General features: G+C 62.5%; 17 protein-coding genes and 1 other RNA gene. 9 read left to right on the forward strand and 9 right to left on the reverse strand.

Features of this window, described 5'->3' with window-relative positions:
- Nucleotides 1-26: 26 nt before the first annotated feature.
- A complete protein-coding gene (locus O0879_RS13945; RefSeq protein WP_289916928.1) occupies nt 27-929 on the reverse strand; it encodes a LysR family transcriptional regulator in 903 nt (300 codons plus the stop codon).
- A 91-nt stretch (nt 930-1,020) separates the two neighbouring features.
- Here O0879_RS13945 and O0879_RS13950 point away from each other — a divergent pair, with 91 nt between their 5' ends.
- On the forward strand, nt 1,021-2,028 hold the full coding sequence (locus tag O0879_RS13950) for an NAD-dependent epimerase/dehydratase family protein (protein ID WP_289916929.1): 1,008 nt from the start codon (nt 1,021-1,023) through the stop codon (nt 2,026-2,028).
- 21 nt (nt 2,029-2,049) lie between these two features.
- Here O0879_RS13950 and O0879_RS13955 read toward each other — a convergent pair whose 3' ends face one another.
- Together O0879_RS13955 and ilvD are read right to left on the reverse strand one after the other, a co-directional pair.
- Complete coding sequence (locus O0879_RS13955; RefSeq protein WP_099666767.1) at nt 2,050-2,361, reverse strand: c-type cytochrome; 312 nt, start codon at nt 2,359-2,361, stop codon at nt 2,050-2,052.
- A 220-nt stretch (nt 2,362-2,581) separates the two neighbouring features.
- Entirely contained in the window at nt 2,582-4,447 is a 1,866-nt protein-coding gene (gene ilvD, locus O0879_RS13960; RefSeq protein WP_289898712.1) for a dihydroxy-acid dehydratase, read from the reverse strand.
- A 182-nt stretch (nt 4,448-4,629) separates the two neighbouring features.
- On the opposite strand from ilvD, the gene O0879_RS13965 reads away from it, so the two are divergent.
- The 3 genes from O0879_RS13965 (at nt 4,630) to O0879_RS13975 (ending at nt 8,125) form a co-directional block, all read left to right on the forward strand.
- Entirely contained in the window at nt 4,630-5,541 is a 912-nt protein-coding gene (locus tag O0879_RS13965) for a LysR family transcriptional regulator (protein WP_289916930.1), read from the forward strand.
- A gap of 79 nt (nt 5,542-5,620) precedes the next feature.
- Nucleotides 5,621-6,451 carry a prolipoprotein diacylglyceryl transferase gene (lgt, locus tag O0879_RS13970; protein WP_152283306.1) on the forward strand — a complete coding sequence of 277 codons (831 nt, stop codon included), beginning with the start codon at nt 5,621-5,623 and terminating at the stop codon, nt 6,449-6,451.
- A 156-nt stretch (nt 6,452-6,607) separates the two neighbouring features.
- Complete coding sequence (locus tag O0879_RS13975; protein WP_289916931.1) at nt 6,608-8,125, forward strand: diguanylate cyclase; 1,518 nt, start codon at nt 6,608-6,610, stop codon at nt 8,123-8,125.
- On the opposite strand, the gene O0879_RS13980 is transcribed toward O0879_RS13975, so the two are convergent.
- The 5 genes from O0879_RS13980 to O0879_RS14000 form a co-directional block, all read right to left on the reverse strand.
- The gene (locus O0879_RS13980) at nt 8,122-8,586 is read right to left on the reverse strand and encodes an EVE domain-containing protein (RefSeq protein ID WP_099666763.1); all 465 of its coding nucleotides are present in this window, start codon (nt 8,584-8,586) and stop codon (nt 8,122-8,124) included. The two genes, O0879_RS13975 and O0879_RS13980, sit on opposite strands and share 4 nt — an antisense overlap.
- Before the next feature lie 78 nt (nt 8,587-8,664).
- A non-coding RNA gene (gene ssrS / locus O0879_RS13985) (6S RNA) lies at nt 8,665-8,842 on the reverse strand.
- 54 nt (nt 8,843-8,896) lie between these two features.
- Nucleotides 8,897-9,208: a cell division protein ZapA gene (locus tag O0879_RS13990; protein WP_034747344.1), complete on the reverse strand. Its 312-nt coding sequence runs from the start codon at nt 9,206-9,208 to the stop codon at nt 8,897-8,899.
- Nucleotides 9,208-9,471, reverse strand: coding sequence for a hypothetical protein (locus O0879_RS13995; RefSeq protein ID WP_035821615.1), 264 nt, complete (start codon nt 9,469-9,471; stop codon nt 9,208-9,210). The genes O0879_RS13990 and O0879_RS13995 overlap by 1 nt, the downstream gene beginning before the upstream one ends.
- Nucleotides 9,472-9,627: 156 nt before the next feature.
- Nucleotides 9,628-10,374 (reverse strand): hypothetical protein, encoded by a 747-nt coding sequence (locus O0879_RS14000; RefSeq protein WP_289916932.1) that lies wholly within the window; start codon nt 10,372-10,374, stop codon nt 9,628-9,630.
- Nucleotides 10,375-10,898: 524 nt separating this feature from the next.
- On the opposite strand from O0879_RS14000, the gene groES reads away from it, so the two are divergent.
- Together groES and groL are read left to right on the forward strand one after the other, a co-directional pair.
- Nucleotides 10,899-11,189 (forward strand): co-chaperone GroES, encoded by a 291-nt coding sequence (gene groES / locus O0879_RS14005; protein ID WP_010400979.1) that lies wholly within the window; start codon nt 10,899-10,901, stop codon nt 11,187-11,189.
- A 50-nt stretch (nt 11,190-11,239) separates the two neighbouring features.
- Nucleotides 11,240-12,889, forward strand: a complete 1,650-nt coding sequence (gene groL, locus O0879_RS14010; RefSeq protein ID WP_034786546.1) for a chaperonin GroEL — start codon at nt 11,240-11,242, stop codon at nt 12,887-12,889.
- A 144-nt stretch (nt 12,890-13,033) separates the two neighbouring features.
- On the opposite strand, the gene O0879_RS14015 is transcribed toward groL, so the two are convergent.
- Nucleotides 13,034-14,128, reverse strand: a complete 1,095-nt coding sequence (locus O0879_RS14015) for a hypothetical protein (RefSeq protein ID WP_289911283.1) — start codon at nt 14,126-14,128, stop codon at nt 13,034-13,036.
- 321 nt (nt 14,129-14,449) lie between these two features.
- On the opposite strand from O0879_RS14015, the gene O0879_RS14020 reads away from it, so the two are divergent.
- From O0879_RS14020 to O0879_RS14030, 3 genes are all read left to right on the forward strand, one after another.
- Nucleotides 14,450-14,926 (forward strand): hypothetical protein, encoded by a 477-nt coding sequence (locus O0879_RS14020; RefSeq protein WP_289916933.1) that lies wholly within the window; start codon nt 14,450-14,452, stop codon nt 14,924-14,926.
- Between the two features lie 93 nt (nt 14,927-15,019).
- A complete protein-coding gene (locus tag O0879_RS14025; protein ID WP_289916934.1) occupies nt 15,020-15,577 on the forward strand; it encodes a GNAT family N-acetyltransferase in 558 nt (185 codons plus the stop codon).
- A 118-nt stretch (nt 15,578-15,695) separates the two neighbouring features.
- A complete protein-coding gene (locus O0879_RS14030; protein WP_289903813.1) occupies nt 15,696-17,234 on the forward strand; it encodes an oligopeptide:H+ symporter in 1,539 nt (512 codons plus the stop codon).
- Nucleotides 17,235-17,236: the final 2 nt, after the last annotated feature.

The following is a 17,236-nucleotide window of genomic DNA, read 5'->3' on the forward strand; positions in this document are numbered from 1 at the left end:
TCTCAGCCACAACTCACATCCGCTCGCTACGGTTCTTGCTGTCCGGCCACATAAGCCAGTAATCCTTCGGCCAGCGCGTCGAAGGTGGCGCGGCAGCGCAGGCTGCCGCGCAAGTCTTCATGCATGGTGACCCACGTTTCCATCGGCAGCGCAAACGCCTGCGGCAACACGCGCCGCAGGGCCGGATCGCGCGCCGCCAGCCCCGCCTGGCACACGCCGATGCCCGCGCCCGCGCGGATCAAGGCCAGCTGCGCCAGGTCGCTGTCGCTGCGCCAGGCAAAGTTGTCCCGCGAAAATCCCTGGAAGGCGGCGCCCGCGTTGCGCACGAAGGGGCTCGCTTCGTCGTAGCCGATGACGGCATGGCGCGCCAGGTCGGCCAATGCCAGCGGGGTGCCGTGCCGCTCCAGGTAATCCGCGTGCGCATGCAGGCCCAATTCAATGTCCCCCACCTTGCGCGCCACCAGCTGCTCCTGGCGGGGGCGCAGCATGCGCACGGCGATGTCCGCTTCCCGGCGCAGCAAATCCTGCACTTTATTGCTCAATACCAATTCAATGGTCAAGTCCGGATGGCGCGCGCGCAGGCGGGCCAGGATAGTCGGCAGCACTTCCACGCCCACCACTTCGCTGGCCGCGATGCGCACGACGCCGGCCACGCCCTGCCCCTGGCTGCTGGCGGCACGCTCCATCAGGGCGGCAGTGTGCTCCATGGTTTCCGCATGGGGCCGCAACGCCAGCGCCACTTCCGTGGGGAGCAAGCCCAGCTGGGAGCGCGTAAACAGGGTCGCGCCCAGCGCCTGTTCCAGCGCGGCGATATGCCGGCCGACGGTGGGTTGCGTGATGCCCAGCGCGCGGGCCGCGCCGGACAGGGAACCGTGCTTCAGCACGGCCAGCAGCGAACGATAGTATTCCCAGGCGATGGCGGTAGTCATACATAAATGTATAGCCTGTGATCGATACTCGTCAATTCCCAATTAACCTTGCGCGGCAGATACTGGCTCCATCAACCACACGGAGGTCAGGATGGAAAACACGAAAAACACGGCATTGGTACTGGGCGCCACGGGCGGCATCGGCGGCGAGATGGTGCGCCAGCTCCTGGCGGCGGGCTGGCAGGTGCGCGCCCTGACGCGGGGAGAAACGCCGTCGCCACGCGGCGATCACGTCGAATGGCTGCGCGGCGATGCGCTGTCGCGCGCAGACGTGCTGGCGGCCGCGAAAGGCTGCGCCGTCATCGTGCACGCCGTCAATCCGCCCGGCTACCGCCACTGGGGCCAGCTGGTGCTGCCCATGCTCGACAACACCATCGCCGCGGCGATTGCCGAAAACGCCACCATCGTGCTGCCTGGCACCGTGTACAACTTCGGCCCCAACGCCTTTCCTGTCTTGACAGAGGACGCGCCGCAGCGCCCGCTCACGCGCAAGGGCGCCATCCGCGTGGAACTGGAAGCGCGCCTGGAACGGGCCGCCACGCAGGGCGCCAGGGTCCTGATCGTGCGCGCGGGCGACTTCTTCGGCCCCCGCGCCGGCAATAACTGGTTTTCGCAGGGGCTGGTGAAACCGGGCCAGAGCGTGCGCAGCATCCTGTATCCGGGCGCGCCCGGCGTGGGCCACCAGTGGTCCTACCTGCCAGACGTGGCGCGCACGATGGTGCGATTGCTGGCCATGCGCGCTACCTTGCCCGCCTTTGCGCGCTTTCACATGGCGGGCCACTGGGACCACGACGGCCGGCAAATGACGGGCGCGATTGCCCGCGTGGTGGAGCAGGCGACGGGCGCGCCACCTTTCATCCGGCGTTTTCCGTGGTGGCTGGTGGCGCTGGCGTCGCCGTTCGTGGCGACCCTGCGCGAAATGCGCGAGATGCGCTATCTGTGGCAAACGCCCCTGTCCATGGACAATGCGCGGCTGCTGGCCGTGCTGGGGCAGGAAGCGCATACGCCGCTCGACGAGGCGGTGCGGGCGACACTGGAGGGCATGGGCAATCTGAAGGCGGCAGGCAAAAAAAATGCGCCGGGATTGCCGGCGCGCTGACTGCAGGTACTGCGGCACAGATTATTTCTGTGCCAGTACCCATTTGACCAGGGTGTGGGCTTCAGCATCGCTCACTTGCGGGTTCGCTGGCATCGGGATCGCGCCCCAGGTGCCGGAACCGCCCTTCATGACTTTCGCCACGAGCTTGGCTTCCGCGTCTTTCTGGCCAGCGTACTTGGCTGCCACGTCCTTGAACGCAGGGCCCACCAGTTTCGTGCTCACCGCGTGGCAAGCCATGCAGTTTTTTGCTTTCGCCAGGTCCGGATTGGCCAACGCTGCTTGCGATGCCAGAGCCGATACGGTCAATACACTCACCAACATAAAACGTTTCATTGTCTTTTCTCCAAAGTTACTTCCTGCGGCATTTTACTGTGTTTCCGCAGATGCACCACGAGCCCAGATCAAGCGTTTCAATGTAGTAACGCAATGTAGACGAGAGGCAGTCATATTCTGCCCCATCTGCGCGCCCATGACCATGTTGTTTGTAAGGCGATGTAACGACAGCCGGCCCCGCGCAGCAGATCGGGGCCGGCTGTCTTACCTGCGCAACAAATCAGCGCTTCTTCAGCTGCGACAGGTCGCGCACGGCGCCCCGGTCGGCCGACGTCGTCAGCGCCGCATACGCCTGCAGCGCCTGCGACACGTAGCGATCGCGGTTGACGGGCAGCCACGCAGCGTCGCCCTTCGCTTCCATGGCGGCGCGGCGCGCGGCCAGTTCGGCATCCGTCACGCGCAGGTTGATCGTGCGCTCGGGGATGTCGATATCGATGAAGTCGCCCTCTTCCACCAGGCCGATGGCGCCGCCTTCGGCCGCTTCCGGCGAGGCGTGGCCGATCACCAGGCCAGAGGAACCGCCCGAGAAGCGCCCGTCCGTGAACAGCGCGCACGCCTTGCCCAGGCCCTTGGACTTGATGTACGACGTCGGGTACAGCATTTCCTGCATGCCGGGGCCGCCTTTCGGGCCTTCGTAGCGGATGATGACGACGTCGCCCTCATGCACGGTGTCTTCCAGGATGGCTGCGACGGCCGCGTCCTGGCTTTCGAACACGCGCGCCTTGCCCGAGAATTTCAAAATGCTTTCATCGACGCCCGCCGTCTTGACGATGCAGCCCTTTTCCGCCAGGTTGCCGTACAAGACGGCCAGGCCGCCATCCTGCGAATACGCGTGGGCCTTGTCGCGGATGCAGCCCGTGCTGCGGTCCGTGTCGACGGCCGCGAAGCGCTCCGACTGCGAGAACGCCGTCTGCGTCGGCACGCCGCCCGGCGCGGCGCGGAACAGTTCATGCACGGCCGGATTGTCCGTGCACATGATGTCGTTTTGCGCGATGGCGTCGGCCAGGGTCGGCGCGTGGATCGTCGGCAGGGTCGTGTTGAGCAGGCCGGCGCGCGCCAGTTCGCCCAGGATGCCCACGATGCCGCCCGCGCGGTGCACGTCTTCGATATGGTATTTGTCCGTCATCGGCGCCACCTTGCACAGGCATGGCACCTTGCGCGAGATGCGGTCGATATCGGCCATCGTGAATGCCACTTCCGCCTCGTGCGCGGCGGCCAGCAGGTGCAGCACGGTATTCGTCGAGCCGCCCATGGAGACGTCGAGCGCCATGGCGTTCTCAAACGCGGCCTTGGTGGCGATCGAGCGTGGCAGCACGCTGTAATCGTCCTGCTCGTAGTGGCGCTTGGCCAGTTCGACGATCAGGCGGCCCGCGCGCAGGAACAGCTGCTGGCGGTCCGAGTGCGTGGCCAGGATGGTGCCGTTGCCGGGCAGGGCCAGGCCCAGCGCCTCGGTCAGGCAGTTCATCGAGTTGGCCGTAAACATGCCGGAGCAGGAACCGCAGGTCGGACAGGCCGAACGTTCGATTTCCGCCACATCGGCGTCGGACACCGTGCTATCGCCCGCCTTGATCATGGCGTCGACCAGGTCCAGCTTGATGATCTTCTGCGTGCCGTTGACCACCTTGACGACCTTGCCCGCCTCCATCGGCCCGCCGGAAATGAACACGACGGGGATATTGATGCGCATGGCGGCCATCAGCATGCCCGGCGTGATCTTGTCGCAGTTCGAGATGCACACCATGGCGTCGGCGCAGTGGGCGTTGACCATGTATTCGACGGAGTCGGCGATCAGGTCGCGCGACGGCAGCGAATACAGCATGCCGCCGTGGCCCATGGCGATGCCGTCATCGACGGCGATGGTGTTGAATTCCTTGGCTACGCCGCCGGCCGCTTCGATCTCGCGCGCCACCATCTGCCCCAGGTCTTTCAGGTGCACGTGACCGGGCACGAACTGGGTGAACGAGTTGACGACGGCGATGATCGGCTTGTCGAAGTCGCCATCCTTCATGCCGGTGGCGCGCCACAGGGCGCGGGCGCCAGCCATGTTGCGGCCGTGGGTGGTGGTGCGGGAGCGGTATTGCGGCATGATGGACCTTCCAAAAGTGTTGGTGCCTGACTGTGCGGGCTTACAGAAAAATTCGCAGTAAAACCCTGCATGCAGTGGGGGTACGTCAGATTGCCTTGCGCGCGTCCCACTGTCAAATATATGATGCACGTGTCTGTGAGTCGTTTTATGTATCACAGCATCCGATCAGCATGGAAATGCATATGAATCTTGAATTACGACAACTTCGCTATTTCGTCACGGTGGCCGAGGAATTGCACTTCGGCCGCGCCGCCGCGCGCCTGCACATGACGCAGCCACCCCTGTCGCAAACCATCATGGCCCTGGAAGACTTGCTGGGCGCACCCCTGTTCGTGCGCACCCGGCGCGAGGTGCAGCTGACGCCGGCCGGCAACGCCCTGCTGCCCGAGGCGCGCCGGCTGCTGGCCCAGGCGCAGGACTTGCCGGCGCTGGTGCGGCGGGCCGCGCAGGGCGAGGCGGGGCGTCTGAGCCTGGCGTTTGTTTCCTCGGCCGATTACAGCGTGCTGCCGCCGCTGCTGCGCGCGTATCAGACGGCTTATCCGCAGGTGCAGATCGCGCTGCAGGAAGCCACGTCCGACCTGCAGCTGGACGAATTGCTGGCCGGGCGCACGGACGCGGGCTTGCTGATCCCGCCCCTGCCCGAAAAGGCGAAAGGGGAACTCGATTACCTGCCCGTGCTGGCCGAACCGCTGGTGCTGGCCGCGCCGTCCGGCCTCGACATCTTGAACACGCCGGGATCCGTGCGCCTGCGCGACGTGCCGCCCCTGCCCTTGATCATCTTCCCGCGCGCGATCTCGCCGGCCCTGCACGACGCCATCCTCGGCGTGTTCCGCGCGGCCGGCATCACGCCGCAGATCGGCCAGGAAGCGATCCAGATGCAAACCATCGTCAGCCTCGTCTCGGCTGGCATGGGCATCGCGCTTGTGCCACAATCGGTATCGAATCTGATGCGCCCGGGCGTAGAATACAGGCCGCTGCAGGACGCCACGCCGCTGGTGGAAACAGGCCTGGCCTGGCGCCGCGACAACCCTTCCGCCGTGCTGCAAGGTTTCCTGGCGCTGCTGCGCAAGCAGATCGGCGGTACTGCCAGTTAAATTAAGTGGCCGCTAAGGCAAAAAACCTCAAGCGCCCCCATACTACGCAACCTTAGCTTTAAACAAAGAAAGAAACCCCATGCTGATACACCCGATGCCCGACCCGATAGCCATCCAGATCGGCCCGCTCGCCGTGCACTGGTACGGCCTGATGTATGTGCTGGCCTTCGCCCTGTTCATTATCCTGGGCCGCGTGCGCATCAAGCAGCCGCATATCGCCGTGCTGGGCTGGAAGAAGGAAGACCTCGACGACATGCTGTTCTACGGCATGCTGGGCGTGGTGATCGGCGGTCGCCTGGGCGAAGTGCTGTTCTACCGCCCCGAATACTTCATGCACAATCCGCTCGAGATCTTCATGGTGTGGCATGGCGGCATGTCCTTCCACGGCGGCTTCCTCGGCGTCATCCTGGCCATGTACCTGTGGAGCCGCAAGGCGGGCCGCAACCTGTTCGACGTGCTCGACTTCATCGCGCCGCTGGTGCCGCTCGGCTACGCGGCCGGCCGCCTGGGCAACTTCATCAATGCCGAACTGCCGGGCCGCATCGCCCCGGACACCCTGCCATGGGCCATGCAATGGCCGGGCATCCCGTATCCCGTGCACCCGTCGCCGATCTACCAGATGCTGGTCGACGGCATCCTGGTGTTCATCATCCTGTGGCTGTATGCGCGCAAGCAGCGTCCGCGCATGGCCGTGGGCGCCATGTTCACCCTGCTGTACGGCTGCGCGCGCTTCTTCACGGAATACTTCCGCACGCCGGACTGGGAAGTCGTGTGGCTGGGCGTGCCGATCACCTCGGGCCAGATGCTGTCCTTGCCGATGATCGTCGGCGCCATCGCGCTGCTCGTGTGGGCGTATAAAAGCCAGGTGATGGGCACGCCGCCCACCAAGGCCCGCCCCGCCAACACGTAAAACCGCTGTTCCCCCGATGGCGCGCCAGGCAGGCGCGCCATCCCCCTCCTCCGGCAACCTTTCCCTCAAAGCAGCACAATTTCCTTGCGGAATGAATCTTCGCTTGCGATAGCGCAATGATCGCTTTACCCTGCAACAAGAGCAGGGCATGCAATCATGCTGTGTTGGCAATTCGAGCGGGGAGTCCCATCCATGCAGTATGCGAGGAAGACCACGACATTCTGGCTGGCGCTGGCGGGCGGCTACGTGCTGGCGCAGCTGGCCTTGACGGCCTGGACCGGGACGCGCGGTCCCGCCGTGAGCTACCTGTTCGGCGTGACGGCGCCACTGCTGGCGCTGGCCGCCTGCTGCCGCAACGCCAGCCTGAGCGCACCCGGCGTCGTGCGCACGGGCTGGGGCCTGTTTGCGGCCGCCATGCTGTTCTGGAGCGTGGGCATGGCCCTTTCTGCCTGGCAAGACCTGAGCGGCCATGTGGCGTCCGACACGACGTATTTCTCCGATTTTGCCTATTTCATGTATGGCGCGCCCTTGCTGCTGGCCATTTCCTCCGTCAGCGACCGGCACCCTTCGCGCACCCTGCAATGGCTGGACGCCGTGCAAGTGCTGCTGGCGGCCTACCTGACCTACACGGCCATCTTTTCCGTCTCGCCCTTCGACCAGCGCTCGATCGCGCCGATACCTGCCAGCCTGCTGGTGACGACGTACAACGTGGAAAACCTCGTCCTGGCCTGTTGCGCCTCGCTGCGCCTGCTGGCGCACCGCCGCGATGGCGCACAAGGGCGCTTCTACCTTCTGCTCAGTGTGTTCCTGTGGTGCTACGCCGCCTGCGCGGGCGCCTATAATTACCTGACCCTGCACGCGCTGGCCGAATCCGGTCCCAGCGAGATACTGCCCAGCATGCCTTTCCTGCTGCTGGCGGTGCTGGCCATGCGCGTGCAGCCGGGCGAGGAAGAGGCGCGGCCGCCGCGGCCGTTGACCTTGCTGATTGACAACTTCAGCCCCATCTTCTTCACGGCAGCCCTGCTGGGACTGGGATTCGTCGTGCTGCGGGAGAATTTTTACCTGGCGGCCAGCGCCCTGTTTGTCGCGCTGACGGTCCACGCGCTGCGCTCGGCCACCCTGCAAAGCCGCTACATGCAAAGCGAACTGGCCTTGCGCGCGGCGCATGACAAGCTGGAAAAGCTGTCGCTGACGGATGGCTTGACGGGCATCGCCAACCGGCGCTGCTTCGACCAGACCCTGCAGCTGGAGTGGCAGCGGGCCGCGCGCAACCAGCAGGCGCTGGCGCTGCTGATCATCGATATCGATTTCTTCAAAAGCCTCAACGATACCTTCGGCCACCCGTATGGCGACGCGTGCCTGGTGCAGATCGCGGCGGCCCTGCATTCCGCGCTGCCGCGCGCCAGCGACCTGGCGGCCCGCTTCGGCGGCGAGGAGTTTGCCGCCATCCTGCCCGCCACCGATAGCGCGGGCGCCCTGGCGGTGGCGCACAAGATGCAGGAAGCGATCGCCGCGGCCGCGATCGCCCACGCGCCGTCGCGCGGCGGCCTGGTCACGGCCAGCATCGGCCTGGCCTTGAATGACGCAGGACAAACGCCGGAAGCATTGCTGGCCGCCGCCGACCAAGCCCTGTACCGGGCCAAGCAGAATGGCCGCAACCGGGTCGAAGTCTAGGCTTTCAGCTTGCCGGTAATGACTTTCCATTGCGCCGGCGTCACGGGCGTGATCGACAGGCGGCTGCCCTTCTTCAGCAGCAGCATGTCTTCCAGCTCCGGCATCTGGCGCATCTCGGACAGGGGCAACAGCGCCGTCTTCTTCAGGCCGCGCACGTCGACGCTGATCCAGCGCGGCTGTTCAGGCGTCGCCTTGGCATCGAAATATTTGCCGCCCGCTTCAAACTGGCTGTGATCGGGATACGCGCCGCTGGCCACTTCAGCCACGCCCGCCACGCCCGGCTGCGGACAGCTGGAATGGTAGAACAGCACGCCATCGCCCGGCTGCATGCCATCGCGCATGAAGTTGCGCGCCTGGTAGTTGCGCACGCCAAACCACGGCATGGTGTGCTGTGGCGCGGCCATCAGGTCGTCAATGCTCACTTCATCGGGTTCGGATTTCATCAGCCAGTATTGTTTCATGTTCACTCCCTATCAAAAGCAACAGGCGTAAAAAAACGGCTGAGCATGATGCTGCAACCGTTTTCTTTGTACTGCAAATTGGGCCCCGCCTGTGCCGCTATGCCGGCATCCCGAACCAAACGGTTCAAGGTGGTCACGTTAGTTCAATTTCGGGTTCGTCGAACGAGCGACGCTCACTCCCATCAAACAAAATTCGCAACCGATGCGCATAAATGGTTCAAGGAATATATGGCAATCGCGAACACCGCAGGGTAGACCCAAGTTTACTCCTTTGATCGCGCATCGCAAAGACAAATCGTCGCGTGCACGCTTAAAAAAGGTTTTCCTGGGGCGTCAGCGCACTATCCAATACTGTGTGCATGGCCGAGATTTTCTGCTTCACTTCCAGTATCGTCAATTCCGACAGCGGACCTTGCGGCGACTTCACGGACAGGAATTCCGCAGCCACGCCCAAGGCGGCCAGCACGGCGATGCGGTCGTTGCCCTTGACCTTGCCCGCGTCGCGGATGGCTTTCATTTTGCTATCGAGATAGATCGCCGCTTCGCGCAGCGCGCGCTCTTCGCCGTCGCGGCACACCATGCTGTAGGACTGGCCCATGATATTGACATCGACACGCGGCATTACGCTTCCTTCTCGTTCTCGGCAATATAGGCGCCCGCTTCCGAAGCGGCTTGCTCCAAGCCAGCTTGCACCAGTTCGGGAATTTTTTCCAGCAACGCTTCCACCCGCTCCTGCGCCTCGCGCATGCGTTGCACGTACAGGGCGTTGTCGGCGGCCAGCGCGGCATTGTCCTTGCGCAATTGCGCGTTTTCACGGCGCAGCGCATGGGTCATTTCGGCCAGCAGGCCTATTTTGTCGGATAATTCGTTGAATTCGGAAATCATCCCGCCACTATAGGGCGGACGCTCCATGGGCGTCAATCGAATCACGCCGCTGTCACACATATTTACATCAATGCAGGGCAGTTGGCGGACAATACACGCTTTTTCCGGCGCTTTTCGCCAAGTGCGCGCATCCGCCAGCGCCGCGATGGCAGCGTTTTACTCGTCGACGTAATCGGGTTCGATATCGAGTCCGCCATAGCGGTTTTCGCACGAGCGGCGCGTCAGCGTCTGTTGTCCACTCTTGCCGTCAAGCACCATCGTCAAGTCGCGGCAAGTACTGCGGTAGCTGCCAGGTTTGGCGTCCGTCCCCGAGGGCGTCAGGCGCACTGCCAGCGGCACCGCATTGCCCAGGCCCTTGTTGCTCCACTGGCGCGTCTTGCCATCCTCTTCATCCTTCAAGGTGCGCACGGCAGCCGTCAGCAAGGCTTTCTGCTCCTTCGCATTCAGCTTGGCGATGGTCACGTCGGACAGGAATGGCGGATACACGACGGGCGCCGGATCCTTGCCCTGCACATCCCAGTTGCCGCTGTTTTGCGAACAGGTGCGGCGGCTCAGGTCCTGCGACTTGTCGCCTGCCGTGACGACGAATTTCAGGTCGCGGCAGACATGCGCCTTCAGGCTGTGCTCCGTCATGCCGGAGTTGCTGAAGTTATACGTGACTTTCACCAGCACGCCGCGGTCGCCGCCGTTATCCCACACATGGGCCTCCTGGTCGTCGTCATCCTTGTTCAAGTCGTTGAACAAGTCATTGAGCAGCATATCCTTTTCCAGCGGGGTCAGGGCCGCCACGGTGATTTCATCGACGATGGTGGGCGCTTGTGCGGCGGCATTGCCCAGGCAGGCGAGGCCGATGACGGTAGCGCCCAGCAGGCGCAGGGCGGGGCGGGAAAGCGGGAATGGCATGGTGTTCTTTCTGGCGCGAGCGGTGATATATGGCGATATTGATATGCAATTGCAATCATCTTATCAAATTTCATAGTCAAACTCTGTTTCCTGTGCGTACAGGAACACCCCCTCTCCGAACGACATGCTAGAGTCGCGCCTGTTGCTGACGCCCGGGAACGAGGCTTGTGCTGGCGCAAACCCTGTGTAGATGCAGGCTCTGCTCAGCATCTATCTATATGTTCCCCTTGAATAAGCCCCCTACCGTCCCTATAATTAGCACTCGTTAGTAGAGAGTGCTAACAAACTCTTTCGTAGCAATCCTCAGGACATGATGGTGTATGCCGGACAACAGCAGGGAACGCTACGCGGCGGGCGACGCCGCGATGCCACCACTGCCCAGCGCCGGCACGCACTCGATGACATGGGGTTTGCTTGACCGTTGCGGGCTGCTTTCAACGGCGGTCACTGAAAGCAGGCCTGGCGCTGTGCCAGGCATGTATTCATTTAGCAACACCTATCCATTGAACTTTAAGGAGTTTTGTATGAATCTGCGCCCATTGAACGATCGCGTCATCGTCAAACGCCTCGACCAGGAAACCAAAACTGCGTCCGGCCTCATCATTCCTGATGCAGCTGCTGAAAAACCGGATCAAGGCGAAGTCCTTGCCGTAGGCAATGGCAAGATTCTCGACGACGGCAAAGTCCGTCCTCTGGATGTCAAAGTGGGCGACCGCGTCCTGTTCGGCAAGTACGCCGGCCAAACCGTCAAAGTTGACGGCGATGAGCTGCTGGTCATGCGCGAAGAAGACATCATGGCGATCGTCGTCAAGTAATTGTTTCCACGTTGTAGACAGATACATCCCGAAACTCAGGAGAATTGAACATGGCAGCTAAAGAAGTAGTATTCGGCGACGCAGCGCGCGCCAAGATGGTCGAAGGCGTCAACATCCTCGCCAACGCAGTCAAAGTAACGCTGGGCCCGAAAGGCCGCAACGTGGTCCTGGAGCGCTCGTTCGGCGCCCCTACCGTCACCAAGGATGGTGTGTCGGTAGCGAAAGAAGTTGAACTCAAAGACAAGCTCATGAACATGGGCGCGCAAATGGTCAAGGAAGTTGCTTCCCGCACCAGCGACAACGCCGGCGACGGCACCACCACCGCGACCGTGCTGGCACAAGCCATCGTGCGCGAAGGCATGAAGTTCGTTGCCGCCGGCATGAACCCGATGGACCTGAAGCGCGGTATCGACAAGGCTGTTGCAGCCACCGTCGAAGAACTGGCGAAAATCGCCCGTCCTTGCACCACGACCAAGGAAATCGCCCAAGTTGGCGCGATCTCGGCGAACTCGGACTACTCGATCGGCGAGCGTATCGCTGAAGCGATGGAAAAAGTCGGCAAAGAAGGCGTCATCACCGTAGAAGACGGCAAGTCGCTGAACGACGAGCTGGACATCGTTGAAGGCATGCAGTTCGACCGCGGCTACCTGTCGCCATACTTCATCAACAACCCAGAGAAACAAGTTGCCGTACTGGACAGCCCATTCGTCCTGCTGTGCGACAAGAAAATCTCGAACATCCGTGACCTGCTGCCGGTACTGGAACAAGTCGCAAAAGCTGGCCGTCCACTGCTGATCATCGCGGAAGACATCGAAGGCGAAGCGCTGGCGACCCTGGTTGTGAACAACATCCGCGGCATCCTGAAAACTTGCGCAGTGAAAGCCCCTGGCTTCGGCGACCGCCGCAAAGCCATGCTGGAAGACATCGCTGTCCTGACCGGCGGCCAAGTGATCGCTGAAGAAGTCGGCCTGACCCTGGAAAAAGTGACCCTGGCCGAACTGGGCCAAGCGAAACGCATCGAAGTGGGCAAGGAAAACACCATCGTTATCGATGGCGCCGGCGAAGCAGCTTCGATCGAAGCACGCGTGAAACAAGTGCGCGTACAGATCGAAGAAGCGACCTCGGACTACGACCGTGAAAAACTGCAAGAGCGCGTCGCCAAACTGGCTGGCGGCGTTGCCGTGATCAAGGTTGGCGCAGCCACCGAAGTCGAAATGAAAGAGAAAAAAGCCCGCGTTGAAGATGCACTGCACGCAACCCGCGCTGCCGTGGAAGAAGGCATCGTGCCAGGCGGCGGCGTAGCCCTGCTGCGCGCACGCGCCAACATCACGGTCAAGGGCGACAATCCTGATCAAGACGCTGGTATCAAGATCGTCCTGCGCGCAATGGAAGAGCCACTGCGCATGATCGTGCAAAACGCTGGCGAAGAAGCTTCGGTCGTCGTGGCAGCCGTACTGGCTGGCTCGGGCAACTACGGCTACAACGCTGCCAACGGCACGTATGGCGACATGGTTGAAATGGGCGTCCTGGACCCAGCCAAAGTGACCCGTTCGGCGCTGCAAAACGCCGCTTCGATCGCTTCGCTGATGCTGACGACCGACTGCATGGTCTGCGAAATCGCTGACGACAAAGCAGGCGGCGGCATGGGCGGCGGCATGGGTGGTATGGGCGGCATGGGCGGCATGGACGGCATGATGTAATGTCCGGCGGCCAGTCGCGCAGGCGACGGCGCGACTGGCCGCATACGCAGGGACAGGGCTGGCAGACCAAAAGCTGCCAGCGCCTCCCGGCGGCCCCGAAAGCCACCTTCTACGGAAGGTGGCTTTTTTTCGCCTGGCGCACCCTCAGTTCTGGCCGAGGCTCTCCGGATACACGATGGACGATGCATAATCAATGCGATTCTCCGTATCATCGGGCGGCAGACTGTTCGCGGCATATTTGATACCGGCAGCCAGCAAAGTCATGCTATGCCGCCCGAATGCCCCGACATCAACGTCGGGAAAAGTCATGCGGATGTCGCGCCGGTGATCACGCGTTTGATTGAATTTGGTCGATACCTTGCGGACAAACGACAGCGCCTCGCCATCAAGATACACACGGTAGATATTCGGATCCGTCGTCACCACGCACCCGCGCCAATGCAAGAAGAACCAGCCGGTTGCCGGGCTGGGATCAAAGGCAATCGTTGCGCGCACATCGCACGCCTTGCTGCTATACGCCAGATGTTGCGCCAAGCCCCCTCCCAGCGAGTGGCCGACCAGGTCGATGGGCGCTTGCACGCCCTCGGACCTGTTCTTGGCTGCCTTGCAGACAGGCGACGATGTCGTCTTCGGCAACACCCGCACCAGCGCTTCGATCAGGCGCCCCCCTTCTATACGGGCCTCGCTAAACTGGGGATTGGCGCCTACTCCAAAATCGACGTTGCTGAAGTTGGCGATCCAGTCGCTGCGCCACTCATACTTGGTATTTTCCGTACCGCGAAAGGCCAGCACCGCCTCCAGCGGGCGGCCCGACGCGTCCAGCCTGATGTAGGTCTCATATTGCAAGCCCCTGGCGCCACGGCAAGGTTGCAGCGGGCGACCTTGTTCCCCCGCTGGCTGCATGCCCAGTTTCCTGATAAGTTGCTGGTTCAGCCGAAACCACCCATCGGGCAAGCCACTGCGCAAGGGGGGCGAGTCCGTGGCGGTAACATAATCGCAGGCGCGCTCCTGGCGCTCCGACACATCAAGATCACGCCGGTAAACTGCTTCGGCCATGTCGGCATGCTTTGATATCTGGCGCAGCATGGCAAGCGCCTCGCCGGTCGGCAGGGTCTTTTCCACGGCGCCGGCAGCAGTATGCGCCGATTCATGGAGCGTTGGAAACTGCTTACCCGTGCTTGCGCACGCAGCCAGAAAACATGACGCAATAAGCAGCGCCGTACGTTTGATCATGTTCATCGTTTCTCCGTGGACGTTGATGTGCTGAGCCCAAACCCGGACATTCCGTGCCTCGCCAGCGCAACAGACAGCCTGCAACAGGGCGCCTGCACCAAAGTTAGCACATAAGCAATTTCATACAAGCACTAATTGATTCAATTTGGAAATTTCATGGGGCCATGTTTTTTAATAACATATCAAAGGTAAACCGAAGGCAGGAGCGTCCAGCCCTGGATGCGGCACCCGCCCCGTGAACAGCTGCTTACCTGCCCCGGCGATTGCCGGCCTGGGCGTTTTGCTTTAGCATGGCCGCCATCGTCCCTCTTTCTCACGCTCACCATCATGCCGCCACGCGCCTCCTCTTCCAAAACCACCATCATCGCAGGCATCCTGGCCGGCTTGCTGGCCGCCGGGCTCGGCGCGTTCTACCTGCACCAGCAATCCGCGCCGCAGGCAGGCAATGCCCCCGCCGCGAGCAACCAGACGGCGGCGCCGGAGCAGAACGCGCGCGCAATCGATGCCTTGATGGCTTTGCCGGAAATCAAGGCCTGGTCGGCGCATATCGAAAAGGCATCGGGCGGCCGCGCCCATGGCGCCGTGATGGAAACGTCGCCCGAGACGCGCCTCGTCGATGGCGTCGCCTGTTATCAGCTGAGCTTTTTCGAAAATACGCCCGATGCGGCGCATCGGTGGGAGAGTTTCGTCGTCTCGCCCGACGGCAAGCGCATCCTCGTCGACGACATCGTCAGCGCTGAGCTGATCAGCCTGGAACAATGGCGCAAGGACAATGCGCCCATGCAGCGCGTCGCCACCCAGTAACACCCCTGCGCCGGCGACGGGCGCGATGGCCAGGGACGCTTGCCTTGCAGCGCAAGCTTTACTTTTTGGCATCGAAGCCCGATACTCGCCCACATGCCAGCCATCACTGTCCGCCCCCTCGCGCCAGACGACGTTGCCGCCTACCGCGCGCTGCGCCTGGCCGGCATCGCCGAACTGCCCGCCGCCTTCTGCACCACGCATGCGGCGGAAAGCGGCTTGCCGCTGGCACAGATAGCCCAGCGCTTGCGCGCCACTTCCCACCAAATAATATTTGGCGCTTTCGACGAGGAACAATTGATCGCGCTGGCAGGCCTGCGCCGCGAACCGATTGCCGTCGTGCATGACAAGGCCAGCCTGTGGGGCGTGTACGTGGCGCCGCAGGCGCGCGGGCGCGGCGCGGGACGGCAACTGGTGCAGGCCGCCATCGCCCATGCATGCACCATTCCCGAACTGGGCCGCGTGCGCCTGGCCGTGGCGCAGGACAGCCACGCGGCATTGACCCTGTACCTCGGTTGCGGTTTTACCCTGGAAGACTGTCCCGCATCGGATGGCATGCTGCAAATGCAGCTGTGGCTGCCCCGCCCGGCACGCGCAAGTGCCGAAAGTAATGTCTTTATGAAAATCAATACCTTACAAATCTCTGCGAAATAGCGGGCAGGCCGTTTTTTCTGTTGCAAGCAAACGCGGCAGGCCTTAGCATCGCGGCTTACAAAAAAAACTTGGGGGAGAGCCAATGTCATCGGCCGAGACACAAACCGCCACGGGCAAAATGCCGCGGCAAATACCGTACATCATCGCCAACGAAGGCTGCGAACGCTTCAGCTTCTATGGCATGCGCAACATCCTGACGCCATTCCTCATCAGCACCTTGCTGCTGATGATCCCGATCGACCAGCGCACGGGCGAAGCCAAGCACGTCTTCCACACCTTCGTCATCGGCGTGTACTTCTTCCCGCTGCTGGGCGGCTGGCTGGCCGACCGTTTCTTTGGCAAGTACAACACCATCTTCTGGCTCAGCCTCGTGTATTGCGCCGGCCATGCCTGCCTGGCCCTGTTTGAAAACAGCGTCAACGGCTTCTATTTCGGCCTGTTCCTGATCGCCTTCGGTTCCGGCGGCATCAAGCCCCTGGTGGCCTCGTTTGTCGGCGACCAGTTCGACCAGACCAACAAGCACAAGGCCAAGCTGGTATTCGACCTGTTCTACTGGATCATCAACTTCGGCTCCTTCTTCGCTTCGCTGCTGATGCCGATGTTCCTGCGCGACTTCGGCCCGTCGATCGCCTTCGGCATCCCCGGCCTGATGATGCTGGCCGCCACCATCGTCTTCTGGATGGGCGCCAAGAAATACGTGCACGTGCCGCCGGCGCCGCCGAATCCCGACTCGTTCACCCGCGTGGCCCGCACGGCCTTGCTGGCGCGCGTCGACGGCGGTTCCCGTCCCGGCCTGTACGTGGCCTACGTCGGCGTGATCGGCGCCCTGTATGCGTTCTACAGCATTCCCGAATGGGGCTTCGTGATTTCTGCGTGTACCGCACTGGTATTGCTGCTGGCCTTCGGCAGCATCGGCACGGCCATGCAGCTGGAACGCGCACGCGGCATCCACCCTGACGAAGCCGTCGAAGGCGTGCGCGCCGTGTTGCGCATCCTCGTCATCTTCGCCCTCGTCACGCCGTTCTTCTCGCTGTTCGACCAGAAGGCCTCGACGTGGATCGTGCAAGCGAACACCATGGAAAAACCAAGCTGGTTCCTGCCGGCGCAGATGCAGGCGCTGAACCCGATGCTGGTGATGCTCTTGATCCCGTTCAACAACCTGGTGCTGTACCCGATGCTGAACCGCTTCGGCCTGGAAGCGACGGCCCTGCGCCGCATGACGGCCGGTATCGGCTTTTCCTCGCTGGCGTGGATCGTCATCGGTCTGCTGCAGCTGGCGCTCGACAGCGGCAACGCCGTCTCCATCATGTGGCAGATCCTGCCGTACGCCCTGCTGACGTTCGGCGAAGTGCTGGTCTCGGCGACGGGCCTGGAGTTTGCGTACAGCCAGGCGCCCGTGTCCATGAAGGGCGCCATCATGAGCTTCTGGAACTTGTCGACCACGGTGGGCAACCTGTGGGTGCTGATCGTCAACCGCAGCGTCATGAACGAAGGCGTGATCGGCAAGATCGCCGAGAGCGGCATCAGCGTAACGGCCTTCCAGATGTTCTTCTTCGCCGCCTTCGCCGCCGTCGCCATGCTGGCCTTCGGCCTGTATGCGAAGCGCTACAAGATGGTGGATAACTACCGCCAGGCGGTCATCCCGGCGAAAGCGTGATG

This window comes from Janthinobacterium sp. SUN120 (assembly GCF_030397735.1).
Lineage (GTDB): Bacteria > Pseudomonadota > Gammaproteobacteria > Burkholderiales > Burkholderiaceae_D > Janthinobacterium > Janthinobacterium kumbetense.